This is a genomic window from Mycolicibacterium austroafricanum (assembly GCF_000612725.1).
Classification (GTDB): Bacteria; Actinomycetota; Actinomycetes; order Mycobacteriales; family Mycobacteriaceae; genus Mycobacterium; species Mycobacterium austroafricanum.
Genome location: NZ_HG964454.1, coordinates 644524 through 670594, shown reverse-complemented (window position 1 = coordinate 670594; position 26071 = coordinate 644524). Strand labels below are relative to the sequence as shown.

Sequence of the window (26071 nt, the reverse complement as noted above, 5' to 3'; positions counted from 1 at the left end):
GATCTGTGCGCGAAGATTATCGAATCGGGGTCGCCGGGTGGGGCCCACGTTCCCGGACGTGTCGCACATCACTTCGGCGGCCCCGTCGCCGCCGAGCTGCCGGGCCGGCGGCTGAGCCTGTCTAGGGCAGCAATACCACCGACCCCACCGTCTTGCGGCCCTGCAGGTCGCGGTGTGCCTGCTCGGCGTCGCGCAGTGCGTACCGGTGGCTGACCGTGACATCGAGCGTGCCGTCTGCGATCGCGGTCAGTAATTCTCCTGCACGCCAAGAGAATTCGTCCGGAGTCCGAGTGTAATGCGCGAGGTTCGGCCGGGTGAGATACACCGAGCCCGCGGCGTTGAGCCGCTGCGGGTCGACCGGGGGAACCGGGCCGCTGGCCGCGCCGAACAGCGCCAGCGTGCCCCGGACCGCGAGGCTGGCCAGGCTCGCCTCGAACGTCGAAGCGCCGACGCCGTCGAACACCGCGGCCACACCGTCGCCGTCGGTGAGCTCGCGGATACGGTCGCCGAACGCTTTCGGATCGTCGGGGTAGTCGAGAACCTCGACCGCCCCGGCCCGGCGCGACAACTCGGCCTTGTCCGGGGTCGACACCGTCGTGATCACCGACGCTGCCAGGCTGGTGGCCCACTGTGTCAGGATCAGCCCGACGCCGCCTGCGCCGGCGTGCAGCAGCACCACGTCGCCCTGCTGCACCGGATACGTCGACTTGATGAGGTAGTGCGCCGTCATGCCCTTCAGTAGCGCGGATGCGGCTACCTCCGGTGCCACCCCGTCGGGCACGTAGGCGACGAAATCCGCCGGCGCCAGACAGTATTCGGCGTACGCGCCGAGCGACTTGTCGGTGACGACGCGGTCGCCGACCTTGAGCGCCGCAACACCCTCGCCGACGGCCTCGATGACGCCGCACACCTCGGTGCCGACGACGAACGGGACCTCGCGCGGGTACAGGCCGGACCGGAAATAGGTGTCGATGAAGTTCACGCCGATCGCCTCGGCCTTGATCAGCACCTGACCGGGGCCCGGCGTGGGCTGCGGTCTCTCGACGAAGGACAGGACTTCGGGCCCGCCGGTCTCGGCGACTTCGATGGCGTACATGCTGACTATCATCCCCTCGTGATGACGCCCGCTCGTCCCGACCTCTTCCATCCGCGGATCGTGTTCGCCGGATGTCCGGCCCTGCCCGAGGGTGACGGTGACGACTCCGGGCTGGTCGGGGCGCTTCGGGCCCGGGGCCTGCACGCCAGATGGCTGTCCTGGGACGACCCTGCGACGCTGGACGCCGACCTGGTGATCCTGCGGGCGGCCTGGGACTACATCGACCGGCTCGACGAGTTCCTGGACTGGACGCGGCGGGTGGCGCACCTGCTCAACTCGCCCGAGGCCGTCGCCTGGAACACCGACAAGCGCTACCTGGCCGATCTGGCCGCGGCCGGGGTTCCGACGGTGCCCAGTGCGTTCTTCGCGCCGGGGCAGCCGGTGCGCATTCCCGCCGGCGAGGTGGTGGTCAAGCCGTCGGTGGGCGCGGGATCGGTTGGCGCACTGCGGTTCTCCGATTCCCTGCAGGCGCGCGCCCACGCCGAGGCGCTTCAGGACGCCGGACGCACCGCGCTGGTGCAGCCCTACGACGCACGGGTCGGCGCCGGCGAGACCGCGCTGGTGTTCCTGGGTGGGCAGCAGTCCCACGCGTTCACCAAGGGGCCGATGCTGCCGTCACCGGGAGAGCGGCCCGTGTTCGACGAATCGGGCACCTACGCCGAGGAACAGCTCCGCCCGGCCGATCCGGACTTCGAGCTCTGGGACGTCGGCCACGCCGCGTTGGCCGCAGCCGCCGGCCATCTCGGGTTGGCGAGTTCGGATCTGTTGTATGCGCGGGTGGACCTTCTCGGCGACGCCGACGACCCCCGGCTGCTGGAGCTGGAGCTCGTCGAGCCGTCGCTGGGTTGGCGTCAGCTCGGCGCGGACGTCCGTCGGCGACAGGAGCGCAGGTTCGCCCTCGAAGTCGAGTCAGCGCTGGAGCGGTTCGGGCTCGGCCCGTTCGCGCATCGACGCCCATAGCGCCGCGGTGGCGGCGGTGCAGGCGGCGGCGCCTGCGACGTGCAGCGCCACCAACGCCGCGGGCACCCCGAGGACGAACTGCGTGGCGCCCAGCGCGCCCTGCGCGGCGACCAGGACGACCACGACGGCGAGCCGTTTCATGACGTCGCCGGACGTCCGCACGGCGAGCAGACCAAATCCCAGACCGACCAGCAGCGCCAGGTAGGCGACCAGCAGCGACGAGTGCAGGTGCACAAGCGTGGTGATCTCCACCTCGAGCCGGGGTACCGGCCTGTCCAGGCTCTTGTCACCGGCGTGCGGGCCGGCGCCGGTGACCATGGTGCCGGTGACCAGCACCGCGGCCAATGTCAGGGCGGACAGCACGGTCAACTGCCGCAGCGGCTTGGGCGCCCGGACCGCAACCACCCCGTTGTCGGGCTCGCCGATCTTGACGTAGAGCAACACCGCCAGCCAGACCATGGCCATCGACACCACCAGGTGGATCGCCACGGTCCACCACAACAGGCCGGTCAGCACCGTGATGCCGCCGATGATCGCCTGTGCCACCGTCGAGGCAGGCATCAACCAGGCGTAGACCAGGACTTCGCGACGCCGTCGCGCGCGCGTGACGGCGAGCACGGCTGCGGCGGCGGTGAGCACCACGAGGAAAGTCAGCAGCCTGTTGCCGAACTCGACGGCCTGGTGGATTCCGGCGACCTCGGGGTGGGGGACCGGGGTGAAACTACCCGGGAAGCACTGCGGCCAGGTCGGGCAGCCGAGGCCGGACGCGGTCACGCGCACGATGGCCCCGGTGACGGAGATGCCGCCCTGGGTCAGGATCACCGCGAACGCGATCATGCGCTGGACCCGACGGCTCGGCTCGGGAAGCAGGTCGACCAGTCGCAGGAAGAGTCGTCCGACGGGCACGCTCCGATGGTAGAGCGTCGTTCACTACACCTCGTAGTAGGGGCGGGTCACCGGGATCAGAACCTCATCGACGAGTCGGGTGACCACCTCGTCGTCGATCGGGTCGCCGCTGATCAGCAGGCGGTGCCACAGCACGCTCTGGCCGAGTTCGCGGACCAAGTCGACGGGTACGTCGGCGCGCACCTCGCCGCGTTGGACGCCGCGGGTGATGATCGCGTCCATCTCCTGCTTGCGCGCGCCGATCACATCGGTGCGGAAGGTCGCCGCCAGCTCGGGGTCGGCTGTCACCGCCCCGATCGCCGACCGCATCAGCGCTGCGCTGTCACCGGTGAACAGCGCGGCCCATGCGCGCAGCACGGCGAGCATGTCACCGCGGAAGCCGCCGGTGTCCACGGTCGGAAACGCGGACGTGGCGATGCCGAGCAGGGTGTCGCGCAGCAGCGCGCGACGGTCGGGCCAGCGTCGGTACAACACCGGCTTGCTGGTCTGCGCGGTGACGGCGACGGCGTCCATCGTCACGCCGTCCGGGCCGTGCTCGGCGAGCAGCTCCAGCACTGCGGCCCGGATCGCGGCATCGAGCTCCGCGCCACGTCGCCTGCCCATGTCCCACTCCCGTCTGAGATGCCGAACGCACGACCCTTTGGAAACGCTTGCGTATCTTAAGTTGGCGTTCTATTGTCGATATATAAGAAACTCTACCGTATCTTGGAGGTCGACATGGCTCTTCCCGTCCTGTATCCCCTGCGACCGGTCGACTCCGCGTCGGTGCAGTTCAGCAAGTGGCCGCGGGGCCGTCGCCGCATCACCATCGACCACCGCCCGCTGGCCGGGGTGACACCGGCCATGCTCCTGGACTGGTTCTCTCATCTGGGCGGCACGATCGAGTACGGCGGCCGGGTCGTCGACCGCTACCACGCCTGGCATCCGATCGACCACATCCGTTGGGAACTGGAACGTCCGGCCCCGGCGGGCGGCGCTGCCGAAGGCGCCCGGTTCCACATGGTCGAGGCGTTCGGCGCCAGACCCGAATACACGGTGGACGAGGTGGCCCGGGTGGAGAAGCTGGACGAGACCGGCATCCGTCTCGTGCTGCGCCTCGCGGGCGTGCCGGTGTTCCAGCTCGAACACACCTGGTCGGCGGGCACCGACGGCGCCCACTACGTGACCGTCATGGACCTCGGTGTGCGGGCACCGCTGCTCGCACCGGTCAACCGGGTGCTACGTCGGCGCTTCCCCGACGACAAGGCCCGGGCGTGGGTGAAACACAACATCGAAGAGGTCGGCCAGCTCGAATATCTGCTGCCGCGCCTGAACCACTCAGGTGAAGCGGAACCAACGCAGCGCGCAGAGTCCCGCGACGGCACCCCACACCGCCAGCACGGCCAGGCCGAACCAGTCCATTGACGATGTCATCGCCTGGGTCAGCGCCTCGGTCAGGGCGCCCGACGGCGTCAGGCGGGCCACCCACTGCACCGTCGACGGGACCACACCGGCCTCCAGTGTGAGCGCGCCGAGGCCGGCGAACACGAACCACAGCAGGTTGGCGAGGGCAAGGACGATCTCGGCGCGCAGGGTGCCGCCGAGCAGCAGGCCCAGCGCGGCGAACACCGCCGTGCCAAGGGCGATGATGACCGCGCCAAGGGCAAGGCCCGCCAGCGGCGGACGCCAGCCGAGCGCAAAACCGATGGCGCCGAACAGGATCGACTGCAGGATCACCACGGCCCCCACGGCCAGCGACTTCCCGGCGATGATGCCCCAGACCGGCAACGCGGTCGCCCCCAGCCGTTTGAGGGCGCCGTAGCGGCGGTCGAACGCGACCGCGATCGCCTGCCCGGTGAACGCGGTGGAGATCACCGCCAGCGCCATGATGGCCGGGACGAACGTCGCAGCCCGGTTGTCGCCGAACGAGCCGAGGGGAAGCAGGGTCAGACCGACCAGCAGTGTGATCGGGATGAACATGGTCAGCAGCAGTTGCTCACCGTTGCGCAGTAGTAGCCGCAACTCCAGGCGGAACTGCGCGGCCAACATCCTCGGCACCGGGGCCGGCCGCGGATCCGGTGTGAAAGTCCCTGGCGTAAAACGATTCTCGGTGTTCATTTGCGTAGCTCCCGCCCCGTGAGGTCGAGGAAGACGTCCTCGAGGCTGCGCTGCTCCACCCGCATGTCGGTGGCGAGCACGTTCAGGCGTGCGCACCACGCGGTGACGGTGGCGAGCACCTGCGGGTCGATGTGACCTTCGACGAGGTATTCGCCGGGCGCGGTCTCGGTGGCCCGGTAGGCCTCCGGCAGCGCAGCGACCAGCAGTGACAGGTCGAGCATGCGCGGCGCGCGGAACCGGAGCTGGTTCTCGGCGCCGCTGCGCATCAGCTCGGCGGGGGTGCCGGTCGCGACGGCCGCCCCGTGGTCGATGATCAGGATCCGGTCGGCGAGTTCCTCGGCCTCGGCGAGTTGGTGGGTGGTCAGCACCACCGTCACCCCGTCGCGGCGCAGTGCGTCGATCAGCTCCCAGACCACGATCCGGGCGTGCGCGTCCATACCGGCCGTCGGCTCGTCGAGGAAGACGAGCTCGGGACGTCCGATGACGGCGCAGGCCAGCGCGAGTCGCTGCTGCTGACCGCCGGACAGCCGCCGATAGGTGGTGCGGGCTGCGTCCGTGAGCCCGAGCGTGTCCAGAAGCCACTGCGGGTCGAGCGGATCGGCCGCGTAGGCCGCGACGAGCTCGAGCATCTCTCCCGCGCGGGCCGCCGGGTAGGCGCCCCCGCCCTGCAACATCACACCGGTACGGGCCCGGACCTCGGCGTTGTCGGCGATCGGATCGAGGCCAAGGATTCTGATCGACCCGGAGTCGGGCTTCATGAAGCCCTCGCACATCTCGACGGTCGTCGTCTTGCCCGCACCGTTGGGGCCGAGAAGGGCGAAGACCTCGGCGGTCTGCACCTCGAGGTCGAGCGAGGCCACCGCCGTCGTCGCCCCGTACCGCTTGCTGACCCCGCGCACCTGAACGGGCGCCGACTGGGAACTCACGGAGACTCAGCGTAGGCGTCGGGTTTGGCATGCGGTGGCGCCGGTGGCGGTGCGGCCTCGTCCGGTGGTTCGCCGGGCCGCACCCGCCAGGGCAGCCTGCGGTAGGTCAACGCCAACAGGATCAGCAGAATCGCCGTGCTCGCGACGGTGGCCAGCGCGATCTGGAACAGCGCGAACCGGTCCCCGTTGGCCGTGGGGCCGAAGATGCCGACCACCAGCGTGACGACGATCGCCGCCGCCCGGAACCGGGGGCGGGTGGCCCAGGCGGCCAGCGGGATGATGGCCCACAGCACGTACCAGGGCTGGACCACCGGGAACAGCAACAGCGTGGCGCCGAGCGCGACGCCGAGACCGCCGACGGGATGCAGCCGGCCGCGCAACACCGCGAACAGCAGCCAGAGCACGATCACCGCGATCAACGTCACACCCATCGCGCGGGTCAGTGCGAGTACCGCGGTGGTGTGGTCGCCAAGCCCGAGGAGGATGCCGACCTGGCCGGTGCCCAACGCCAGCAGGGTAGGAGGGGACATCCAGCTGCGCACCACGTTGGCGGTGCCGAGCGTGAACAGCCAGCCGAAGCCGAGTCCGCTGGCCCAGCCGATCAGTGCCATCACCGCCAGCGCCACCGCGCCGAGCGACCCGCTCGCGACCACAAACGCCTTCACGGTGCCGCCCCATCGGCAGGCAAGCGCCATCGCCACGAAGCCCAGCGCCAACAACGAGGGCAGCTTGACCTGGGAGGACAACGTGATCAGCACCGCGCCCGTGATCAGCATCGTCAGCGGGTACCAGCGCTGCCACTGCTGCCGGCCCCGCGGCCAGGCCAGTGGGCGCGGTAGCAGTGGGGCGGCGGCGTCGACACCCCGCAGCGCGAATTCGGTGCCCGCCAGCATCAGCCCGAGCATCAGCGCCTCGTTGTGGATGCCGGCCACCAGATGCATGAACAGCAGGGGATTGGCCGGGCCCAGCCACAGCGCACTGACCTCGGCCACCCCGCACCTGCGGGCCAGCCGGGGCGTCGCCCAGACGATCAGACCCACACCCAGCAGCACGACCAGACGGTGGAAGAGCACGGCCTCGACGATGTTCTCGCCGGTCAACCGTGAGATCCCGCGTCCGATCCACAGGAACAGCGGGCCGTACGGCGCCGGGGTCTCGCGCCACATGCTGGGCACCGACAACGTGAAGACGTGGTCGAGCCCGAGGCCGGTGGCGGGGCCCACCTTGTAGGGGTCGCTGCCCTGCAGCGAGATCTCGCTCTGTGCCAGATACGAGTAGACGTCCTTGCTGTACATCGGCGGCGCGATCAGCAGTGGCAGCGCCCACAGCAACAGTGTCCGGTCGAGCTGACTGCGGGTCATCTTGCGGCTGCCCAGCGTGAAACGACCCAGCATCAGCCAGGCCAGCGTCATCATCACCGCGCCCGTGGTGGTCATCGTCAGCGAGACCGTCTGGATGCGTGACGGCAGGTTCAGCAGCCGGACGCCGAATGTCGGATCCTGCATCACCGGCCGCGCCCCGGCGCCCAGCGCGCCGATCGCCATCAACACCGTGCCGGTGGCCCCGAACAGGCGGGTACGGCGCATCGCCACCACTTCGGCGGCCGTCAGTGGGCTGCCGACAGTCCGTTCATCGCCGTGCCAGCCGGCGATCGACGAGCTGAGGGAATGCTGGCGGGCTGCCACCAGGGCAGCGTAGCGGGCGCTTATTCCCACTCGGCCCCGGCGATCGGTGTGACAATTCCGACTGCCCCGCTAAGGGTGCCCTTGCTAGACCGTGTTGGGTAATTGCGTCACACTGGTGTTGTGAAAATCCGTTCGCAGAGCTCGGAGGCGCCGACACCGGTGTCCCCGCAGGCTGCTGACGGCCACACCAGGGGAGCGATCGTCAGGTTGCTCCTCGAATCGGGGCCCGTCACCGCGAGCCGGATCGGTGAGCGTCTCGGCCTTTCGGCGGCCGGGGTGCGCAGGCATCTCGACGCGCTGATCGAGGCGGGCGAGGCCCAGGCCAACGCCGCCGCCGCCTGGCAACAGGAGGGCAGGGGCAGGCCGGCCAAGCGCTATCAACTCACCTCGGCGGGTCGGGCGAAGCTCGAACACACCTACGACGACCTGGCCTCTGCGGCCATGCGCCAGCTACGGGAGATCGGCGGCGAAGAGGCCGTCCGGACCTTCGCCCGCCGGCGCATCGACACCATCCTGTCCGGCGTCGAACACGTCGACGGCGGTGAAGGCGTCGAGGCGGCGGCCGGCCAGATCGCCGAAGCGCTCAGTGCGGCCGGGTACGCGACCACCACCGCCCGGGTGGGCGGGCCGGTCGGCGGCGTCCAGATCTGCCAACATCATTGTCCGGTGTCGCACGTGGCCGAGGAGTTCCCGGAGCTTTGTGAGGCCGAACAGCAGGCGATGGCCGAGGTACTGGGCACCCATGTGCAGCGATTGGCCACCATCGCCAACGGCGACTTCGCCTGCACCACTCACGTCCCGTTGAGCCCGGCCGGACGCTGACGAGAAACACCGACGAGCATGATCCTCCGGCGCACAGCCCGCGCCGGAGTAACGACCAGAACAAAAGGAGTGTGTCGCAATGACACTCACACCGGAGGTTAAGCCCGAGGCGCTGACCCAGGAGGAGACCATCGCCTCCCTGGGGAAGTACGGCTACGGCTGGGCCGACTCCGATGTCGCAGGCGCGAGTGCGCAACGGGGGCTGTCCGAAGCCGTGGTCCGCGACATCTCGGCCAAGAAGAGTGAACCCGAGTGGATGCTCGACATCCGACTGAAGGCATTGCGCACCTTCGACAAGAAGCCCATGCCGAACTGGGGTTCCAACCTCGACGGTATCGACTTCGACAACATCAAGTACTTCGTGCGCTCCAGTGAGAAGCAGGCCGCCACGTGGGATGACCTGCCCGCCGACATCAAGAACACCTACGACAAGCTGGGCATCCCGGAAGCGGAGAAGCAGCGCCTGGTGTCGGGTGTCGCCGCGCAGTACGAGTCCGAGGTGGTCTACCACTCGATCCGGGAGGATCTGGAGGCCCAGGGCGTGATCTTCCTCGATACCGACACCGCGCTCAAAGAGCACCCGGAACTGTTCAAGCAGTACTTCGGCACCGTGATCCCGGCCGGGGACAACAAGTTCTCCGCTCTCAACACCGCCGTGTGGTCGGGTGGCTCGTTCATCTACGTCCCGAAGGGTGTGCACGTCGACATCCCGCTGCAGGCCTACTTCCGGATCAACACCGAGAACATGGGCCAGTTCGAGCGGACGCTGATCATCGTCGACGAGGACGCCTACGTGCATTACGTCGAGGGCTGCACCGCGCCGATCTACAAGAGCGACTCGCTGCACAGCGCCGTCGTGGAGATCATCGTCAAGCCGGGTGGACGCTGCCGCTACACGACCATCCAGAACTGGTCGAACAACGTGTTCAACCTGGTCACCAAGCGGGCCCGGGCCGAAGCCGGCGCCACCATGGAGTGGGTCGACGGGAACATCGGCTCGAAGGTCACCATGAAGTACCCGGCCGTGTGGATGACCGGTGAGCACGCCAAGGGTGAGGTGCTCTCGGTGGCGTTCGCCGGTGAGGGACAGCACCAGGACACCGGCGCCAAGATGCTGCACCTGGCGCCCAACACGTCGAGCAACATCGTGTCCAAGTCGGTGGCGCGCGGCGGCGGACGAGCGTCCTACCGTGGCCTGGTTCAGGTCAACAAGGGCGCGCACGGCTCCCGCTCGAGTGTGAAATGCGATGCGCTGCTTGTCGATACGATCAGCCGCTCCGACACTTACCCGTACGTCGACATCCGCGAGGACGACGTAACCATGGGGCACGAAGCCACGGTGTCCAAGGTCAGCGAGGATCAGATGTTCTATCTGATGAGCCGCGGCCTGACCGAGGACGAGGCCATGGCGATGGTGGTGCGCGGCTTCGTCGAGCCGATCGCCAAGGAGCTTCCGATGGAGTACGCACTCGAGCTCAACCGCCTGATCGAGCTGCAGATGGAAGGGGCTGTGGGTTAGTGGCTTCGCAACTCACTCAGGCGTCCGAGGGCACCGCCAAGTCCGGCTCGGTCCTGAACCTGAACAAGGGTGAGCTGTTCTCATCGTTCGACGTCAGCGCCTTCGAGGTGCCTGGCGGCCGCGACGAGATCTGGCGCTTCACGCCCCTCAAGAGGCTGCGCGGGCTGCACGACGGCTCGGCGCCGGCGACGGGCACCGCGACCATCGAGGTGACCACGCCCGATGACGTCTGGGTCGATAAGACGACGCGCGACGACGGTCGGCTCGGGCAGGCCGGTGCGCCGGCGGATAGGGTTGCCGCGCAGGCATATTCGTCGTTCGAGTCCGCGACCCTGATCGAGATCCCCAACCAGGCCGTCATTCGCGACCCCATCGAGGTCAGGATCACCGGCCCCGGCGAGGGCGCCACCGCCTACGGGCACCTTCAGATCCGGGTCGGCGAGCTGGCCGAGGCGGTCGTCGTGATCGATCACCGCGGCAGCGGAACCTACGCCGACAACATCGAGTTCGTGGTCGGCGACGGCGCGACGCTGCGGGTGGTGTCGATCGCCGACTGGGCCGACGACGTCGTGCACGTGACCATGCACCACGCGTTGCTGGGCCGCGACGCCGTGCTGCGGCACGCTGCGGTCACCCTCGGCGGTTCCGTGGTACGGATGACCGGCCGCGTCCGGTATACCGCGCCCGGCGGGGACGCCGAGCTGTTGGGTTTGTACTACGCCGACGCCGGACAGCACTTCGAATCGCGTCTGCTGGTGGACCATTCGCAGCCCAACTGCAAGTCCGACGTGATGTACAAGGGCGCGCTGCAAGGCGATCCGGACTCGCGCAAGCCTGACGCGCACACCGTATGGGTGGGCGACGTGCTGATCCGCGCCGAGGCCACCGGCACCGACACGTTCGAGGTGAACCGCAATCTGGTGCTCACCGACGGCGCCCGCGCGGACTCGGTGCCCAACCTGGAGATCGAGACCGGCGAGATCGTCGGCGCCGGCCACGCCAGCGCCACCGGGCGTTTCGACGACGAGCAATTGTTCTACCTGCGCGCACGCGGCATCCCCGAGAACCAGGCCCGCCGGCTGGTGGTGCGCGGCTTCTTCAACGAGATCATCGCGAAGATCGCCGTTCCCGCCGTACGCGAGCGCCTGACCGAAGCCATCGAACGCGAGCTCGCCCTCACCGAAGGAAACAATCAGTAATGACCACACTGGAAATCAAAGACCTGCACGTCTCGGTGAACACGCCCGAAGGCGAGTCCAAGGAGATCCTCAAAGGCGTCAACCTGACCGTGAAGTCCGGTGAGACCCACGCCGTGATGGGCCCCAACGGATCCGGCAAGTCGACGCTGTCCTACGCGATCGCCGGTCATCCCAAATACACCGTGACCTCGGGGTCGATCACCCTCGACGGCAAGGACGTACTGGAGATGAGCATTGATGAAAGAGCGCGAGCGGGGCTCTTTTTGGCGATGCAGTACCCCGTCGAGGTGCCCGGTGTGTCGATGTCGAACTTCCTGCGCACCGCGGCGACCGCGGTCCGTGGCGAGGCGCCGAAACTGCGCCACTGGGTCAAAGAGGTCAAGGCCGCGATGAGCGACCTCGACATCGACCCGTCGTTCGGCGAACGCAGTGTCAACGAGGGCTTCTCCGGCGGCGAGAAGAAGCGCCACGAGATCCTGCAGCTCGGTCTGCTCAAGCCCAAGATCGCGATCCTCGACGAGACCGATTCCGGTCTGGACGTCGACGCCCTGCGCGTGGTCAGCGAGGGCGTGAACCGCTACAAAGAGGCCGAGAACGGTGGCGTGCTGCTGATCACCCACTACACCCGGATCCTGCGCTACATCCAGCCGCAGTTCGTGCACGTGTTCTTCGACGGCCGGATCATCGAGTCCGGCGGACCGGAACTGGCCGACGAGCTCGAGGAGAACGGATACGAGCGCTTCACCCAGGCTGCCGCCGCGGGTGCCTGACGTGACGGCCTCGGTCGATCTTGACGTCGCCGCCATCCGCGCGGACTTTCCGATCCTCAAGCGGGTGATGCGCGGTGGCAATACGTTGGCCTACCTGGATTCCGGGGCCACCTCGCAGAAGCCGCTGCAGGTGCTCGATGCCGAGCGTCAGTTCCTGACGACCTCCTACGGCGCGGTCCACCGCGGCGCTCATCAGCTGATGGAGGAGTCCACCGACGCCTATGAGCAGGGTCGTGCCGATATCGCCGCGTTCGTCGGTGCAGCGCCCGGCGAGCTGGTGTTCACCAAGAATGCGACCGAGGCGTTGAACCTGGTGTCGTACGTGCTCGGCGACGACCGCTCCGGGTTCGCGGTCGGGCCCGGTGACGTCATCGTGGTCACCGAGATGGAGCACCACGCGAACCTCATCCCGTGGCAGGAGTTGGCCCGGCGTACCGGCGCGACCCTGCGCTGGTTTGGCTTGACCGATGACGGCGAGGTCGACCTCGACTCGCTGAAGCTGGACGAGCGAGTCAAAGTCGTTTCGTTCAGCCATCATTCGAACGTCACCGGTGTCGGTGTTCCGGTCGCGGACATGGTCGCACGCGCCAAGGCGGTCGGCGCGTTGACGGTGCTGGATTCGTGCCAGGCCGTGCCGCATCAGCCGGTCGACTTCCACGCCCTCGACGTCGATTTCGCGGCATTCTCCGGGCACAAGATGCTCGGCCCCACCGGAATCGGAGCGCTGTACGGTCGCGCCCGACTGCTGGAGCAGTTGCCACCGTTTTTGACCGGCGGCTCCATGATCGAGACCGTGACGATGGAGGGCGCCACCTACGCCCCGCCGCCACAACGTTTCGAGGCCGGCACCCAGATGATCTCGCAGGTTGTCGGTTTAGGCGCTGCGACGAGGTATCTCGGCGGCATCGGGATGAATGCCGTCGAGGAGCACGAGCATCGTCTCGTCACCGCCACCCTGGAAGGCCTCGCCGCGATTCCCGGGGTGCGGATTATCGGCCCCGCCACCGCCGAGCGCAGGTCCCCGGTGGCTTTCGTGGTTGACGGAGTGCACGCCCACGACGTCGGGCAGGTGCTCGACGACGACGGAGTGGCGGTGCGGGTGGGACATCACTGTGCCGCACCGCTGCACCGCCGCTTCGGTATCGCCGCCACAGTCCGGGCGTCCTTCGCGGTGTACAACACCCTCGACGAGGTGGACCGGCTCATCGCCGGTGTGCAGCGGGCGATCGAGTTCTTCGGCAGGGACTGACCGGTGCGGCTCGAGCAGATCTACCAGGAAGTGATCCTGGATCACTACAAACATCCGCACCATCGCGGGCTGCGGGAGCCGTTCGCTGCCGAGGTGCACCACGTGAACCCCACCTGCGGTGACGAGGTGACGCTGCGCGTGACGCTGTCCGAGGACGGCGAAACCGTCACCGACATCTCCTATGACGGGCAGGGCTGCTCGATCAGCCAGGCCGCGACGTCGGTGCTGACCGATCAGGTGATCGGTCAAAGCGTCGGGGACGCGCTCAAGACGGTGGCGGCGTTCTCCGAGATGGTGTCCTCACGTGGCAAGGTCGATGGTGACGAGGACGTTCTGGGTGACGGCATCGCGTTCGCAGGGGTCTCGAAGTACCCGGCGCGGGTGAAATGTGCGTTGCTCGGCTGGACGGCCTTCAAAGCGGCGCTGGCGCAGGCCCACGGGCCCGAGATTTCTGAGGAGAACTGATGAGCGACACGAACCTGCCCAGTGACGAGCTGCTCGCCGAGGTCGAGGAGGCGATGCGCGACGTCGTCGATCCGGAGCTCGGGATCAACGTCGTCGACCTGGGTCTGGTGTACGGGATCAATCTGGAAAAGGGCGACGCAGGCCCGGTCGCGCTGATCGACATGACGCTGACCTCCGCGGCGTGCCCGTTGACCGACGTCATCGAGGACCAGTCGCGGACCGCGCTCGTGGGCGCCGGCCTCGTCAACGAGATCCGGATCAACTGGGTGTGGAATCCGCCGTGGGGTCCGGACAAGATCACCGACGACGGCCGCGAGCAGCTGAGGGCACTCGGCTTCACGGTCTAGCGTCGTGAAGCGCTGATCTGGTTGCCGTAGACGGCCGCGCGCGGCGTCGCGTGGTCTGGAACGCGGTCAGCTGAAACTCGTCGGCGGCCCGGTCGTCGGGATGTACCGCCGGCCAACACCGACGCGGCTCTTGCTCCCGACAGTTCGGGCAAATCTGTGCTGCGTTGCGGCCACGGCTCGGTCGCACCCGAATCACCTTCCAGTGCCGGCGTTCTGCCCCGCACCATTCCTGCTTCCCAAGCTCGGGCAAACAGAATCTCCTACGCTGAAATTGCCCGGAGTCCCCCCGTGATCAGATCTGAATCGAGCGCAACAGCTTCCTGCCTTTTCGCTCTTCAGCCGTTTTCATGGGAAAACAAGCGCACGTGCCAAGCGTTCGATAACGTTTGCTCCGGACACCGCTTCCACTGGGAGGAGTCGGCACGGACAGCGCATCTGACTAGCTCGTAGTGCTTGATCAGGCGCATCTGCGCGATGTGTCGCCAATCATCTTTTAATTCGCCCGTCGACCGATGAATCTCGCGGGTGAATTCGTGGTCAATTTCTTTTCTTGTTGCCTGGTGCGGGAATGGACGTCGCGATGACTAACGATCGGCGCAAACGCAGCCGTGTAGGGATGCGCAAACATTGGTTGGCCGGCGGGGTACTCGCCGCGGGTCTCGGTGCCGCGGTGATGACCGGAGCAGGGACGGCGTCAGCGGGCACCGACGGGGACACGTCGCCGACGAGTTCGGCGGCTGCGGACGTCGACACGGCATCGACGGCCACCGAGGCCACCGAGGCCACAGACGAGATGGATGTCGAGACAACAGACGAGGTCGCCGAGGACGAGCCGGTCACCGACGACGAGCCGGTCACCGAGGACGAGCCGGTCACCGACGACGAGCCGGTCGCCGAGGACGAGCCGGTCGCCGAGGACGCCGGACAGAACCGAGGAACCAGGCACGGGGCCGCCCCGGCAGAGGTCGAACCGGAATCCGTCGACGAAGGGCCCACCGACGCCGTGGCACTGCGGTCCATCGCCACCGCGGACGCTGCCGCCGCGGACACCACCACCACCGCCGTCGAGGTGGATCCAGTGCTCGTCGCTGCGGCGACGAGCACCAAGGTGACGTGGGGGTCGATGATCGTCGACTGGCTGTACTCCATCGGGATTCGCAGCCGCAGGATGGGCACCGATTGGCTCGACGTCCCCGTCTCCAAGGCCACCGAGCAGCGATGGTTGGTGAAACGCGCGCGCATCTACCGCAACGTGGTGATCCCGCAGCCCGACAACCCTGCAAGTCCGAAGTTGTTGTGGGAGAGCAATTTCTCCAGCATGGAGGAAGCGCTGCGCTACTGGGGTCTGCAGACCGGACGGTGGGGGCAGTCTGCCGGGGAGAACCAGTACTACACCGATGGAGACAACGTCTACATCGATGCAGACGGCAACCTCGTCATCGAGGCGCGTAGGGAGGCCGCCCCGGACGGGCTCGGTGCTCCGTACAACTACACGTCGGCACGGGTGGTGACGATGGGCAAGCAGTCGATCGGCGTGGGAACCCGGGTGGTGGCCCGCATCCAGATGCCTGTGGACAAGGGGGTGCTACCGGCGTTCTGGTCGGTTGGGCTCGAACCCGGCCACGAATACGACTGGCCACGTCAAGGTGAGATCGACATCGTGGAGATCCCCGGTCTGGGCACCCCGGCGGCGCGCCGGCTCTGGACCGGCAACATCCACGGCCCTGCGGAGACCGACAACTCGGTCGACGTGAAGCTGCACGGAGTAGAGGCCGACCTCGGCGTCGACCTGTCGCAGGGCTTTCACGACTACGGCATGGACTGGTACTCCGACCGCATCGTCTGGCACGTCGACGGCGTCGAGGTGGGCCGGATCACCCAGGCTCAATACGAGGCGCTCGGCGGGAACTGGACAGCGTTTTCGGGCGCCTGGGACCACTACCTGATCCTCAACGTCGCCGTCGGCAACCCGTGGACAGGCGACCCGGACCCGAACGCGCCGTTCCAGGCGCAGATGAAGGTCGACTGGGTGAAGGCATACGCTCTGTAGAGGGAACACACCAGCCGACAGAAACGTTGAGGATCACGTGGCAACCCGAGACATCACCGCACAAGAGTTCAACGACACCATCAATGACAACGACATCGTCCTGGTGGACTTCTGGGCGTCGTGGTGCGGGCCGTGCAAGGCGTTCGCCCCCACCTTCGCGGCCTCGTCGGAGAAGCACCCCGACGTCGTCTACGCGAAGGTCGACACCGAAGCGGAGCAGCAGCTCGCCGCGGCGGCCGACATCCGCTCCATCCCGACGCTGATGGCGTTCAAGAAGGGCAAGCTGGTGTTCAATCAGGCCGGCGCCCTGCCGCCCGCCGCCCTGGAGGACCTCATCCAGCAGGTCAAGGACTTCGACATCGACGCGGCCATCGCCGCGCAGGACAACGGCCAGGGCTGATCGCCTCGCGCTAGTGTGCATGCCGTGACCGATGGTGACGGCTTCGTCCTGGTGGAACATCCGCGGCCCCACGTCGCGCTGGTGACGTTGAACCGCCCCGAGCGGATGAACTCGATGGCGTTCGACGTCATGGTGCCGCTCAAGACCGCACTCGACGAGATCACCTATGACAACGACGTCCGCGTCGTGGTGCTCACCGGCGCCGGTGCCGGTTTTTCGTCCGGCGCCGACCACAAGTCGGCGGGGTCCGTGCCGCACGTGGCCGGCCTGACCCGGCCGACCTTCGGCCTGCGGTCGATGGAAGTGCTCGACGACGTGATCCTGGCGTTGCGCAAGCTGCACCAACCGGTCATCGCGGCGGTCAACGGGGCCGCGATCGGCGGAGGCCTGTGTCTGGCGCTGGCCGCCGACATCCGCGTTGCCGGCAGCGATGCGTACTTCCGCGCCGCGGGTATCAACAACGGGCTGACGGCAAGTGAGCTGGGCCTGAGCTATCTGCTTCCGCGCGCCATCGGTGCCTCACGCGCCTTCGAGATCATGCTGACCGGCCGCGACGTCGACGCCGACGAGGCCGAACGCATCGGGCTGGTGTCGCGCCGGGTGCCCGCCGAGGACCTGCTGCCGACCTGCTACGACATCGCCGAACGCATCGCGGGGTTCTCCCGGCCGGGTACCGAGTTGACCAAGCGCACACTGTGGACCGGTCTGGATGCCGGATCACTCGAGGCCCACATGCAGGCCGAGGGCCTCGGCCAGCTCTACATCCGGCTGTTGACAAGCAATTTCGAGGAGGCCGTGGCGGCCCGCAAGGAGAAGCGTCCTCCGAGTTTCACCGACGACAAGTAGCCGTCGGCCGGCTAATCGATTGGCATCAGGCCAGTGGCTACCACTAGCCTTGGGATGCCAACCCCGGCATGGGTACCGGTACAGCCCTGCCATGCCTATCTCACCAGGAGCATCAGCGTGATCACCGCAACGGACCTCGAGGTCCGCGCAGGAGCGCGCACGCTGCTCTCGATCGAGGGTTCGGCCCTGCGCGTGCAGCCCGGCGATCGGATCGGACTGGTCGGCCGCAACGGCGCGGGCAAGACCACGACGATGCGCATTCTCGCGGGGGAGGGGGAACCGTATGCCGGCTCGGTCACCCGCACCGGCGAAATCGGCTATCTGCCACAGGATCCCAAAGAGGGTGACCTCGACATGCTGGCTCGCGACCGCGTGCTGTCGGCGCGCGGGCTGGACACCCTGCTCTCGGATCTGGAGAAACAGCAGGCGCTGATGGCCGAGGTCGCCGACGACGCGGCCCGTGACAAGGCGGTCCGTCGCTACGGTCAGCTGGAGGAGCGGTTCGCCGCCCTCGGCGGATACGCCGCTGAAAGCGAGGCGGGCCGCATATGCGCCAGCCTCGGCCTGCCCGATCGCGTCCTGACCCAACCGTTGCGCACCCTTTCCGGTGGTCAGCGCCGCCGGGTGGAGCTCGCGCGCATTCTGTTCGCGGCCTCGGAGGCAGGATCGGGATCCGCCACCACTCTCTTACTCGACGAGCCCACCAACCACCTCGACGCCGACTCGATCGGGTGGCTGCGCACCTTCCTGCAGAACCACACCGGCGGTCTCGTGGTCATCAGCCACGACGTCGACCTGCTCGCCGACGTCGTCAACCGGGTCTGGTTCCTCGACGCGGTCCGAGGAGAAGCCGACGTCTACAACATGGGCTGGCAGAAATACCTCGACGCCCGCGCCACCGACGAGCAGCGCCGCCGCCGCGAGCGCGCCAACGCCGAGAAGAAGGCGAGCGCGCTGCGGGCGCAGGCCGCCAAGATGGGCGCCAAGGCCACCAAAGCTGTTGCAGCTCAGAACATGTTGAAGCGCGCCGAGCGGATGATGGCGGCGCTGGACGACGAGCGGGTCGCCGACAAGGTGGCGAGGATCAAGTTCCCGACCCCTGCGCCCTGCGGCAAGACCCCGCTGACCGCGAAGGGATTGACCAAGACCTACGGGTCGTTGGAGATCTTCTCCGGACTGGACCTGGCCATCGACCGCGGTTCACGCGTCGTGGTGCTCGGCCTCAACGGTGCGGGCAAGACCACGCTGCTGCGCCTGCTGGCCGGCGTCGAGAAGGCGGACGCCGGCGAAATCGAACCCGGCCATGGACTCAAGATCGGCTACTTCGCCCAGGAGCACGACACCCTCGACAACATGGCGTCGGTGTGGGAGAACATCCGCCATGCCGCTCCCGACACCGGGGAGCAGGACCTGCGGGGTCTGCTCGGGGCCTTCATGTTCACCGGTCCGCAGCTCGATCAGCCTGCGGGTACCTTGTCCGGCGGCGAGAAGACCCGGCTCGCGCTGGCCGGGTTGGTGGCGTCCACGGCGAACGTGCTGCTGCTCGACGAGCCCACCAACAACCTCGACCCGGCATCCCGCGAGCAGGTTCTGGACGCGCTGCGCAGCTACGTCGGTTCGGTGGTGTTGGTGACCCACGATCCCGGTGCCGCCGAGGCGCTCGACCCGCAGCGGGTGCTCCTGCTGCCCGACGGCACCGAGGACTTCTGGTCCGACGAGTATCGAGATCTGATCGAACTGGCCTGAGAATTCGCCGCCCCGCGGTGTCAATCGCCACCCGGCTGGGTATGCGATGCGGCACATCCGTGGACGGCAGCGGGAGGGCCTCGAAGGTGAAGAAGAACGGCAAGTCAAAGGACCAGCTGATGACCGAGTTGCGCAGCGCCTACGAGCGTGGCGCCAGCATCCGGTCGTTGGTGGCGACCACCGGCCATTCCTATGGCTCCATCCACAGCATGCTGCGCGAATCAGGCACCCCGATGCGCAGCCGCGGCGGGCCCAACCACCGCGGCCGCCGAGCCAGCTAGCTCACTGCTGGCGTACCGAGGCTTCCACCAGATCCAGTACGGCGCCCAGCTTTTCCGGATCGTCTCCGGAGGCCAGCCGTGCCACCAAGCCGTCGAGGACCAACTCGAGGTAGGTGCGCAGGACATCTCCGGGGACATCGTCACGTAGACGCCCGGCCCGCTTCTGGCGGCGCAGCCGCTCCGTGGTGGCCGCCGACAGCTCCGCCGACCGCTCCGCCCAGCCGCGGCTGAAGGCCGGATCGTTGCGCAGTTTGCGTGCGATCTCCAGCCGGGTGGCCAGCCAGTCGAACTGATCCGGTGCGGCCAGCATGTCGCGCATCACCTGGATCAAGCCCTCGCGCGCCGCGACATCGGCCATCCGCTCCGCGTCCTCACGCGCCAGTTCGAAGAACAGCGTGTCCTTGTCGCGGAAGTGGTGGAATATCGCGCCGCGCGAGAGCCCGATCGTCTGCTCCAGACGGCGGACCGTGGCCCGGTCGTAGCCGTACTCGGCGAAGCATCGCCGGGCACCGTCGAGGATCTGGCGGCGACGCGCCGCCAGATGATCGTCGGTCACCCGAGGCATGTCATCAGGACTTCAGCATGTTGCGCAACACGTACTGCAGGATGCCGCCGTTGCGGTAGTAGTCCGCCTCGCCGGGGGTGTCGATGCGCACCACCGCGTCGAACTCGACCGCTGAAGACACTGTGCCGTCTTCGGCAATCTTCTTGGCAGTCACCTTGACCGTCTTCGGCGTCTTGCCCTCGTTGAGCGCCTCGATGCCTTCGATGTCGAAGGTCTCGGTGCCGTCGAGCTTCAGCGACGCCGCGGATTCACCCTTCGGGAACTGCAGCGGAATGACGCCCATGCCGATCAGGTTGGAGCGGTGGATGCGCTCGAACGACTCGGTGATCACCGCGCGCACGCCGAGCAGCGTGGTGCCCTTGGCCGCCCAGTCACGCGAGGACCCCGACCCGTACTCCTTGCCGCCGAGCACCACCAGCGGGATGCCCTCCTTGGCGTAGTTCTGCGCCGCGTCGTAGATGAACGCCTGCGGCCCGCCATCCTGGGTGAAGTCACGGGTGTAGCCGCCCGAGACGTCGTCGAGCAGCTGGTTGCGCAGCCGGATGTTGGCGAACGTGCCGCGGATCATGACCTCGTGATTGCCGCGCCGCGACCCCAGCGAGTTGAAGTCCTTCGGCTCCACGCCGTGCTCTTCGAGGTACTGCGCCGCGGGGGTGCCCTTCTTGATGCTGCCCGCCGGCGAGATGTGGTCGGTGGTGACCGAATCACCGAGCAGGGCAAGCACTCTGGCTCCCTTGATGTCCTTGACCGGCTCCGGCTCGGCCGGCATGCCGTCGAAGTACGGCGCCTTGCGGACGTAGGTGGAGTCCTCGTCCCACTCGAAGGTGTTGCCCTCCGGGGTGGGCAGCGAGCGCCACCGCTCGTCACCCTTGAACACGTCGGCGTAGGAGTCGGCGAACATCTCCCGGTTGATCGAGGACGTAATGGTCTCCTGGATCTCGGCAGCCGACGGCCAGATGTCCTTGAGGAACACGTCGTTGCCGTCGCCGTCCTGCCCCAGCGGGTCGGCCTCGAAGTCGAAGTCCATGGTGCCGGCCAGACCGTAGGCGATCACCAGCGGCGGCGACGCCAGGTAGTTCATCTTGACGTCGGGGGAGATACGGCCCTCGAAGTTGCGGTTACCGGACAGCACCGCGGTCACCGACAGGTCGTTGTCGTTGATGGCCGCCGAGATCTCGTCGGGCAGCGGGCCGGTGTTGCCGATGCACGTCGTGCATCCGTAGCCGCCGAGGTAGTAGCCCAGCTTCTCCAGGTACGGCCACAGCCCGGCCTTGTTGTAGTAGTCGGTGACGACCTGGGACCCGGGCGCCATGTTGGTCTTGACCCACGGCTTGGTGCTCAACCCCTTCTCGACGGCCTTCTTGGCCAGCAGCGCGGCGCCCAGCATCACCGACGGGTTGGAGGTGTTGGTGCAGGAGGTGATGCCGGCGACCACGACGGCGCCGTGGTCGAGCACGAACTCGCCGCGCTCGGCGGATTTCACCGTCACCGGCTTGCTCGGCCGGCCCGTTGCACCGTTGGCGGCCGACGGTCGGGCGTCGACGGCGCCGTCGTCGGCGAAGGACAGCGACACCGAGTCGCTGGCCGGGAACGATTCCTCGACGGCCTCGTCCAGCTTCGTCTCCGGCGTCGGGTGGTTCTCCTCCACATAGTTGTGGATGTCCTTGCGGAACGCGTTCTTGGCGTCGGTGAGCTCGATGCGGTCCTGCGGGCGCTTCGGTCCCGCGATCGACGGCACCACCGTGGACAGGTCGAGTTCGAGGTACTCGGAGAAGACCGGCTCCTTGGCCGGGTCGTGCCACATGCCCTGTTCCTTGGCGTAGGCCTCGACCAGCGCGAGCTGCTCGTCGGTGCGACCGGTCAACCGCAGGTAGTTGATGGTCTCCTCGTCGATCGGGAACATCGCTGCGGTGGAACCGAATTCGGGGCTCATGTTGCCCAGCGTGGCGCGGTTGGCCAGCGGCACCTCGGCCACACCGTTGCCGTAGAACTCGACGAACTTGCCGACCACGCCGTGCTTGCGGAGCATGTCGGTGACGGTCAGCACCACGTCGGTGGCGGTCACGCCCGGCTTGATCTCGCCCGTCAGCTTGAAGCCGACGACGCGCGGGATCAGCATCGACACCGGCTGACCCAACATGGCCGCCTCGGCCTCGATGCCGCCGACGCCCCAACCCAGCACGCCCAGGCCGTTCTCCATCGTGGTGTGGCTGTCGGTGCCCACGCAGGTGTCGGGGTAAGCCACGCTGATGCTGTCACCCTCCCCAGCTTCGCCCGCCCGATCGCGCACCATCACGACCCGCGCCAGGTACTCGATGTTCACCTGGTGCACGATGCCGGTGCCGGGGGGGACGACCTTGAAGTCGTCGAACGCGCCCTGGCCCCAGCGCAGGAACTGGTAACGCTCGCCGTTGCGTTCGTATTCGAGTTCGACGTTGCGTTCGAACGCGTCGGCCCTGCCGAACACGTCCAGGATCACCGAGTGGTCGATCACCATCTCGGCCGGCGACAGCGGGTTGACCTTCGCCGGATCGCCACCCAGGGCCGCGACGGCCTCACGCATGGTGGCCAGGTCGACGATGCACGGCACGCCGGTGAAGTCCTGCATCAGCACGCGGGCAGGGGTGAACTGGATTTCGATGCTCGGTTCGGCCTCGGGATCCCAGTTCGCGATCGCCTCGATGTGGTCTTTGGTGATGTTGGCGCCGTCTTCGGTGCGCAGGAGGTTCTCGGCGAGAACCTTGAGGCTGTAGGGAAGCTTCTCGGTACCGGGGACGGCGTCGAGGCGGTAGATCTCGTAGCTGTTGTCTCCGACCTTCAGCGTGTCCTTCGCCCCGTACGAGTTCAGGGATGAATTCTTGCTGCTCACATCAACTCCCGGATTCTGATCATCGCCGCGACGGGCTGTGTCAGCGGCGGTTGTAACCTTAACGGTACGCTTGTCCTGTAAGAAAACCAGGCTGGGTGTCAGTCTTGTCGGTGGGTCGGCGTGCCGCCACCCGTGAGGGGTACCCACTTCCGTCGGCGCCCGTGTCGTGCGGGTGGCGCGAGTGTCGTCGGCTACCGTGCTGCCTGTGACCGGACCGCTTTTCGTGCCGTTCCTGCCGACCTACATCCCGCCGGAGTTGTGTCACACCGTCGGTGTGGACCCTCAACTCCCCGGCGCGCCCGACCTGTGCATGGACATCGTGCGCAGTGATGTGGCCGAGTCCGGTGTCAGCGCCAGAGGGCTCGATCCCGCGGCGGTGTCGCAACTGACGCAGGTCGTCGAGGACGCAGGCGTTCAGGGCATCGATCTCAAGATCGTCGTCATCGACGCGAACCCGCCGATCGACACGCCGCTTCGGGACATCGCCACCGAGGTCGGGGAGGCCAACCCGGGAGCCACGGTGCTGGCCTTGAGCCCGTCGTTTGCCGGCACCTTCAGCCCCGAGTTCGACCGGGTGACCCTGGAGGCCGGTGAGGATCTGGCCAAGACGGGGGATCCCGTGCTGTCCTCGAAGAATTTCGTCGGCGAGTTGACGACCACGCACTTTCCGTGGACGCCATTCTCCATTGTTGTCGTTTCGGCGGTCGTATTGGCAGTCGTTGCCACCCGATTGCTGCAGAAATGGGGCAAACGGTCGGCTGCATCCGAAGATGCTGCCACCAGCGGTAATTGACCGCTGGCAATATTCGTGGCGAATTCAAAGATCACTGTTTGATAACGCCAATCGCAATTACATTGTTGTAATTTGTGACTAAAGTTTCTTTGGCGTCAGATGTGACGTACGGTGCAATCGGTGCCTGATGTTGCAGTTGTTCTCCATGTGACTTCTGAGCTTGGGTGCCGGACCCTGTGCCGTCACGTACGCGTGGAGCCTGAGGAGACTTGAGTCGAATGAGACGCCCCGTTGGCAGCGCCTCCGCTTCGCGGCTGTGCGCGGCATCGCTGGCCATTGGCATGGTGATGACGGTGCCCAACCTGGCGCCGAATCTGGCACTGGCGCAGCCTGCACAGGCAGACGGCATGGCCCGGCTGGTGACCGATGTCGCCGACATCAACCAGCAACTCCAGGACCTCGGCGCGCAGATCCAGATGCAGCAGGAGAGCGTCAACAAGGCGATCCTGGACGTGCAGACCGCGCGCGACGACGCCGCTGCCGCTCAGCTCGAAGTCGACGCCAGCGCGCAGCGCGTCAAGGACGCCAACGCGGCCATCGCCGCCGCGCAGGACCGGTTCGACACCTTTGCCGCCTCCATGTACGTCAGCGGACCGTCGAGTTCATACCTGACCGCCACGGATCCGACGGACATCCTGAACACCGCCGCCACCGGGCAGGCGCTGGCGATCAGCTCGCAGAAGGTGATGGCTGATCTGCAGCGTGCGCGCACCGAGCAGGTCAACCGGGAGTCGGCTGCGCGGCTGGCCAAGAAGCAGGCCGACGATGCGGTCAAGGCCGCCGAAACCAGCCAGCAGGACGCGGTGTCCGCGCTGACGAACGCGCAGCAGACATTCAAGGCCCAGCAGGTCGAACTGGACCGGCTGACCGCAGAGCGCGCCCGGGCCCAGGCCAAACTGCAGGAGGCGCGGACGCCGGCGGCGCCCACGGGCGGCGCTCCCGCCGCCGCACCGACGGGGGCGACCACGCCCGCGCCGGGATCGTCTGCGGCGCCCGCGCCGGGAGGCGCGAGCCCGAACTGGGACGTCGACCCCGCAACCGGCAACCGCGAAACCGCATGGGACATGACGCTGCCGCAGATTCCGAGCGCGTTCGTCAGCGGCGATCCCGTCCAGATCATCAACGCGGTTCTGAAGATCATCACCACGTCGATCGAGATCACCCAGAACATGGGGCGCAAGTTCCTGCAGAGCATCGGGCTGCTGCCGACGCCGACCGGAATCACCAACGGTGCGATCCCGACGCTGTACGGCAGGCAGGCCACCGAGTACGTGATCAAGCGTGGCATGTCCCAGATGGGTGTGCCCTACTCCTGGGGCGGCGGCAACGCCTCGGGTCCGAGCCGCGGAATCGACCAGGGCGCGGGCACAGTCGGATTCGACTGCTCGGGGCTGATGCTCTACATGTTCGCCGGTGTCGGCATCAAGCTCGACCACTATTCGGGCTCGCAGTACAACGCCGGCCGCAAGGTGCCGTCGTCACAGATGCGACGCGGCGACATGATCTTCTACGGGCCCAACGCCAGCCAGCACGTCGCGATGTATCTCGGTGACGGGCAGATGCTGGAGGCCCCGTACACGGGTTCGGTCGTCAAGATCTCGCCGGTGCGCACCAGCGGGATGACCCCGTTCGTGACCCGAATGATCGAGTGGTGATCGCCCTGCGTCGCTTCGTCATCGCGCTCGTCACCGCTGCCGCCCTGCTGGCAGGGGCCGTCGCACCGGCCTCGGCCCAACCGGAAAGCGGGCAGTGGGATCCGACCCTGCCCAAACTGATCAGTGCGGGCGCACCCGGTGACCCGTTGGCGATCGCCAACGCGTCGCTGGCCGCGACCGCACAGGCCACCCAGGTCACGATGGATCTGGGCCGCAAGTTTCTGCAGACCATCGGGCTCGCCCCCAAGGATGCGCCCGCCGGGGTCGCTCCCGGTGTGGTGCGCGGCCCGGCGGCGATCGAGTACGCGATCCGCCGCGGCGGCACCCAGATCGGTACCCCGTATTCCTGGGGCGGCGGCAAACCCAACGGTCCCAGCCGCGGCATCGACTCCGGGGCCAACACCGTCGGCTACGACTGCTCGGGATTCACCCAGTTCTCGTATGCCGGTGTGGGCGTGTTGATCCCGAAGTACTCGGGCGATCAGTACAACACCGGCCGCAAGGTCCCGGTCCAGCAGGCCAAACGTGGCGATCTTCTGTTCTGGGGACCCGGTGGCAGCCAGCACGTCGCGATCTACCTCGGCGGCGGCAAGATGCTGGAGTCCTCGGGCAGTGCGGGCAAGGTGACCGTCAGTCCGGTGCGAATGTCCGGACTGCAGCCCTTCGTGGCCCGCATCATCGAATCCTGAGTGTGGCCTGAGTTAAAGCTGAGCAGACCGGGCGGCGTCGACGGATCTCCAAGCGCCTGGAATAGTTGACTGCGAGCGCGCGGCCGCGATGGGCCCGCGCCGCGAAGACCAGCATGTACGGCGCATGTGGAAGGAA

At 67.3% G+C, this 26071-nt stretch carries 25 protein-coding genes; 17 read left to right on the top strand and 8 right to left on the bottom strand.

The window, feature by feature from the left end:
* Positions 1-121: 121 nt before the first annotated feature.
* Complete coding sequence (locus BN976_RS20130) at positions 122-1096, bottom strand: quinone oxidoreductase family protein (protein WP_011779939.1); 975 nt, start codon at positions 1094-1096, stop codon at positions 122-124.
* A gap of 21 nt (positions 1097-1117) precedes the next feature.
* Here BN976_RS20130 and BN976_RS20125 point away from each other — a divergent pair, with 21 nt between their 5' ends.
* The gene (locus tag BN976_RS20125; RefSeq protein WP_036373100.1) at positions 1118-2056 is read left to right on the top strand and encodes an ATP-grasp domain-containing protein; all 939 of its coding nucleotides are present in this window, start codon (positions 1118-1120) and stop codon (positions 2054-2056) included.
* On the opposite strand, the gene BN976_RS20120 is transcribed toward BN976_RS20125, so the two are convergent.
* Both BN976_RS20120 and BN976_RS20115 read right to left on the bottom strand, forming a co-directional pair.
* Entirely contained in the window at positions 2006-2962 is a 957-nt protein-coding gene (locus tag BN976_RS20120; protein ID WP_036373098.1) for a COX15/CtaA family protein, read from the bottom strand. The genes BN976_RS20125 and BN976_RS20120 overlap by 51 nt on opposite strands.
* 24 nt (positions 2963-2986) lie before the next feature.
* Positions 2987-3565, bottom strand: coding sequence for a TetR/AcrR family transcriptional regulator (locus tag BN976_RS20115; protein WP_011779942.1), 579 nt, complete (start codon positions 3563-3565; stop codon positions 2987-2989).
* A gap of 114 nt (positions 3566-3679) precedes the next feature.
* Here BN976_RS20115 and BN976_RS20110 point away from each other — a divergent pair, with 114 nt between their 5' ends.
* On the top strand, positions 3680-4366 hold the full coding sequence (locus BN976_RS20110; RefSeq protein WP_011779943.1) for a hypothetical protein: 687 nt from the start codon (positions 3680-3682) through the stop codon (positions 4364-4366).
* Here BN976_RS20110 and BN976_RS20105 read toward each other — a convergent pair.
* The 3 genes from BN976_RS20105 to mptB are packed head-to-tail and all read right to left on the bottom strand — an operon-like array spanning position 4280 to position 7670.
* Positions 4280-5059: an ABC transporter permease gene (locus tag BN976_RS20105; protein ID WP_036373097.1), complete on the bottom strand. Its 780-nt coding sequence runs from the start codon at positions 5057-5059 to the stop codon at positions 4280-4282. The genes BN976_RS20110 and BN976_RS20105 overlap by 87 nt on opposite strands.
* A complete protein-coding gene (locus BN976_RS20100) occupies positions 5056-5985 on the bottom strand; it encodes an ABC transporter ATP-binding protein (protein WP_011779945.1) in 930 nt (309 codons plus the stop codon). Before BN976_RS20100 ends, BN976_RS20105 begins: the two co-directional genes overlap by 4 nt.
* Positions 5982-7670 (bottom strand): polyprenol phosphomannose-dependent alpha 1,6 mannosyltransferase MptB, encoded by a 1689-nt coding sequence (mptB, locus tag BN976_RS20095; protein ID WP_036373323.1) that lies wholly within the window; start codon positions 7668-7670, stop codon positions 5982-5984. The genes BN976_RS20100 and mptB overlap by 4 nt, the downstream gene beginning before the upstream one ends.
* Before the next feature lie 102 nt (positions 7671-7772).
* Between mptB and BN976_RS20090 the strand changes: the two genes are divergently transcribed.
* The 12 genes from BN976_RS20090 to BN976_RS20035 all read left to right on the top strand — a co-directional run bounded on the left by BN976_RS20090 (position 7773) and on the right by BN976_RS20035 (position 19364).
* Positions 7773-8492 carry a helix-turn-helix transcriptional regulator gene (locus BN976_RS20090; RefSeq protein ID WP_036373095.1) on the top strand — a complete coding sequence of 240 codons (720 nt, stop codon included), beginning with the start codon at positions 7773-7775 and terminating at the stop codon, positions 8490-8492.
* Between the two features lie 79 nt (positions 8493-8571).
* Positions 8572-10011 carry a Fe-S cluster assembly protein SufB gene (gene sufB, locus BN976_RS20085; RefSeq protein WP_011779948.1) on the top strand — a complete coding sequence of 480 codons (1440 nt, stop codon included), beginning with the start codon at positions 8572-8574 and terminating at the stop codon, positions 10009-10011.
* Positions 10011-11210: a Fe-S cluster assembly protein SufD gene (gene sufD / locus BN976_RS20080; RefSeq protein WP_036373093.1), complete on the top strand. Its 1200-nt coding sequence runs from the start codon at positions 10011-10013 to the stop codon at positions 11208-11210. Before sufB ends, sufD begins: the two co-directional genes overlap by 1 nt.
* Positions 11210-11980 carry a Fe-S cluster assembly ATPase SufC gene (gene sufC, locus BN976_RS20075; protein ID WP_011779950.1) on the top strand — a complete coding sequence of 257 codons (771 nt, stop codon included), beginning with the start codon at positions 11210-11212 and terminating at the stop codon, positions 11978-11980. Before sufD ends, sufC begins: the two co-directional genes overlap by 1 nt.
* Before the next feature lies 1 nt (position 11981).
* Positions 11982-13229 carry a cysteine desulfurase gene (locus BN976_RS20070; protein WP_036373091.1) on the top strand — a complete coding sequence of 416 codons (1248 nt, stop codon included), beginning with the start codon at positions 11982-11984 and terminating at the stop codon, positions 13227-13229.
* A gap of 3 nt (positions 13230-13232) precedes the next feature.
* Entirely contained in the window at positions 13233-13694 is a 462-nt protein-coding gene (gene sufU, locus BN976_RS20065) for a Fe-S cluster assembly sulfur transfer protein SufU (RefSeq protein ID WP_011779952.1), read from the top strand.
* On the top strand, positions 13694-14041 hold the full coding sequence (locus BN976_RS20060) for a metal-sulfur cluster assembly factor (RefSeq protein WP_011779953.1): 348 nt from the start codon (positions 13694-13696) through the stop codon (positions 14039-14041). The genes sufU and BN976_RS20060 overlap by 1 nt, the downstream gene beginning before the upstream one ends.
* 580 nt (positions 14042-14621) lie before the next feature.
* A complete protein-coding gene (locus BN976_RS34450; RefSeq protein WP_235622085.1) occupies positions 14622-16091 on the top strand; it encodes a glycoside hydrolase family 16 protein in 1470 nt (489 codons plus the stop codon).
* A 37-nt stretch (positions 16092-16128) separates the two neighbouring features.
* Positions 16129-16491 carry a thioredoxin gene (trxA, locus tag BN976_RS20050; RefSeq protein ID WP_011779955.1) on the top strand — a complete coding sequence of 121 codons (363 nt, stop codon included), beginning with the start codon at positions 16129-16131 and terminating at the stop codon, positions 16489-16491.
* Positions 16492-16515: 24 nt separating this feature from the next.
* The gene (locus BN976_RS20045; protein ID WP_375167657.1) at positions 16516-17337 is read left to right on the top strand and encodes an enoyl-CoA hydratase; all 822 of its coding nucleotides are present in this window, start codon (positions 16516-16518) and stop codon (positions 17335-17337) included.
* A 117-nt stretch (positions 17338-17454) separates the two neighbouring features.
* Positions 17455-19083 carry an ABC-F family ATP-binding cassette domain-containing protein gene (locus BN976_RS20040; protein WP_036373319.1) on the top strand — a complete coding sequence of 543 codons (1629 nt, stop codon included), beginning with the start codon at positions 17455-17457 and terminating at the stop codon, positions 19081-19083.
* Between the two features lie 86 nt (positions 19084-19169).
* Complete coding sequence (locus BN976_RS20035) at positions 19170-19364, top strand: helix-turn-helix domain-containing protein (RefSeq protein WP_036373318.1); 195 nt, start codon at positions 19170-19172, stop codon at positions 19362-19364.
* A gap of 1 nt (position 19365) precedes the next feature.
* Here BN976_RS20035 and BN976_RS20030 read toward each other — a convergent pair whose 3' ends face one another.
* Positions 19366-19929: a TetR/AcrR family transcriptional regulator gene (locus BN976_RS20030; RefSeq protein WP_036373089.1), complete on the bottom strand. Its 564-nt coding sequence runs from the start codon at positions 19927-19929 to the stop codon at positions 19366-19368.
* Between the two features lie 4 nt (positions 19930-19933).
* Positions 19934-22798 (bottom strand): aconitate hydratase, encoded by a 2865-nt coding sequence (locus BN976_RS20025; protein WP_011779960.1) that lies wholly within the window; start codon positions 22796-22798, stop codon positions 19934-19936.
* Positions 22799-23003: 205 nt separating this feature from the next.
* On the opposite strand from BN976_RS20025, the gene BN976_RS20020 reads away from it, so the two are divergent.
* The 3 genes from BN976_RS20020 to ripB all read left to right on the top strand — a co-directional run bounded on the left by BN976_RS20020 (position 23004) and on the right by ripB (position 25935).
* On the top strand, positions 23004-23591 hold the full coding sequence (locus BN976_RS20020; protein WP_036373315.1) for an Rv1476 family membrane protein: 588 nt from the start codon (positions 23004-23006) through the stop codon (positions 23589-23591).
* Positions 23592-23809: 218 nt separating this feature from the next.
* Complete coding sequence (ripA, locus tag BN976_RS20015) at positions 23810-25246, top strand: NlpC/P60 family peptidoglycan endopeptidase RipA (RefSeq protein ID WP_011779962.1); 1437 nt, start codon at positions 23810-23812, stop codon at positions 25244-25246.
* Complete coding sequence (ripB, locus tag BN976_RS20010; RefSeq protein ID WP_036373314.1) at positions 25246-25935, top strand: NlpC/P60 family peptidoglycan endopeptidase RipB; 690 nt, start codon at positions 25246-25248, stop codon at positions 25933-25935. Before ripA ends, ripB begins: the two co-directional genes overlap by 1 nt.
* Positions 25936-26071: the final 136 nt, after the last annotated feature.

What these genes read in the sequence shown, in the direction of transcription:
- BN976_RS20115 (WP_011779942.1), bottom strand. Translation starts at nt 3,565, where the DNA reads ATGGGCAGGCGACGTGGCGCGGAGCTCGATGCCGCGATCCGGGCCGCA.
- ripA (WP_011779962.1), top strand. Translation starts at nt 23,810, where the DNA reads ATGAGACGCCCCGTTGGCAGCGCCTCCGCTTCGCGGCTGTGCGCGGCA.
- BN976_RS20105 (WP_036373097.1), bottom strand. Translation starts at nt 5,059, where the DNA reads ATGAACACCGAGAATCGTTTTACGCCAGGGACTTTCACACCGGATCCG.
- BN976_RS20110 (WP_011779943.1), top strand. Translation starts at nt 3,680, where the DNA reads ATGGCTCTTCCCGTCCTGTATCCCCTGCGACCGGTCGACTCCGCGTCG.
- BN976_RS20030 (WP_036373089.1), bottom strand. Translation starts at nt 19,929, where the DNA reads ATGCCTCGGGTGACCGACGATCATCTGGCGGCGCGTCGCCGCCAGATC.
- BN976_RS34450 (WP_235622085.1), top strand. Translation starts at nt 14,622, where the DNA reads ATGACTAACGATCGGCGCAAACGCAGCCGTGTAGGGATGCGCAAACAT.
- BN976_RS20125 (WP_036373100.1), top strand. Translation starts at nt 1,118, where the DNA reads ATGACGCCCGCTCGTCCCGACCTCTTCCATCCGCGGATCGTGTTCGCC.
- BN976_RS20060 (WP_011779953.1), top strand. Translation starts at nt 13,694, where the DNA reads ATGAGCGACACGAACCTGCCCAGTGACGAGCTGCTCGCCGAGGTCGAG.
- sufB (WP_011779948.1), top strand. Translation starts at nt 8,572, where the DNA reads ATGACACTCACACCGGAGGTTAAGCCCGAGGCGCTGACCCAGGAGGAG.
- sufC (WP_011779950.1), top strand. Translation starts at nt 11,210, where the DNA reads ATGACCACACTGGAAATCAAAGACCTGCACGTCTCGGTGAACACGCCC.
- BN976_RS20130 (WP_011779939.1), bottom strand. Translation starts at nt 1,096, where the DNA reads ATGTACGCCATCGAAGTCGCCGAGACCGGCGGGCCCGAAGTCCTGTCC.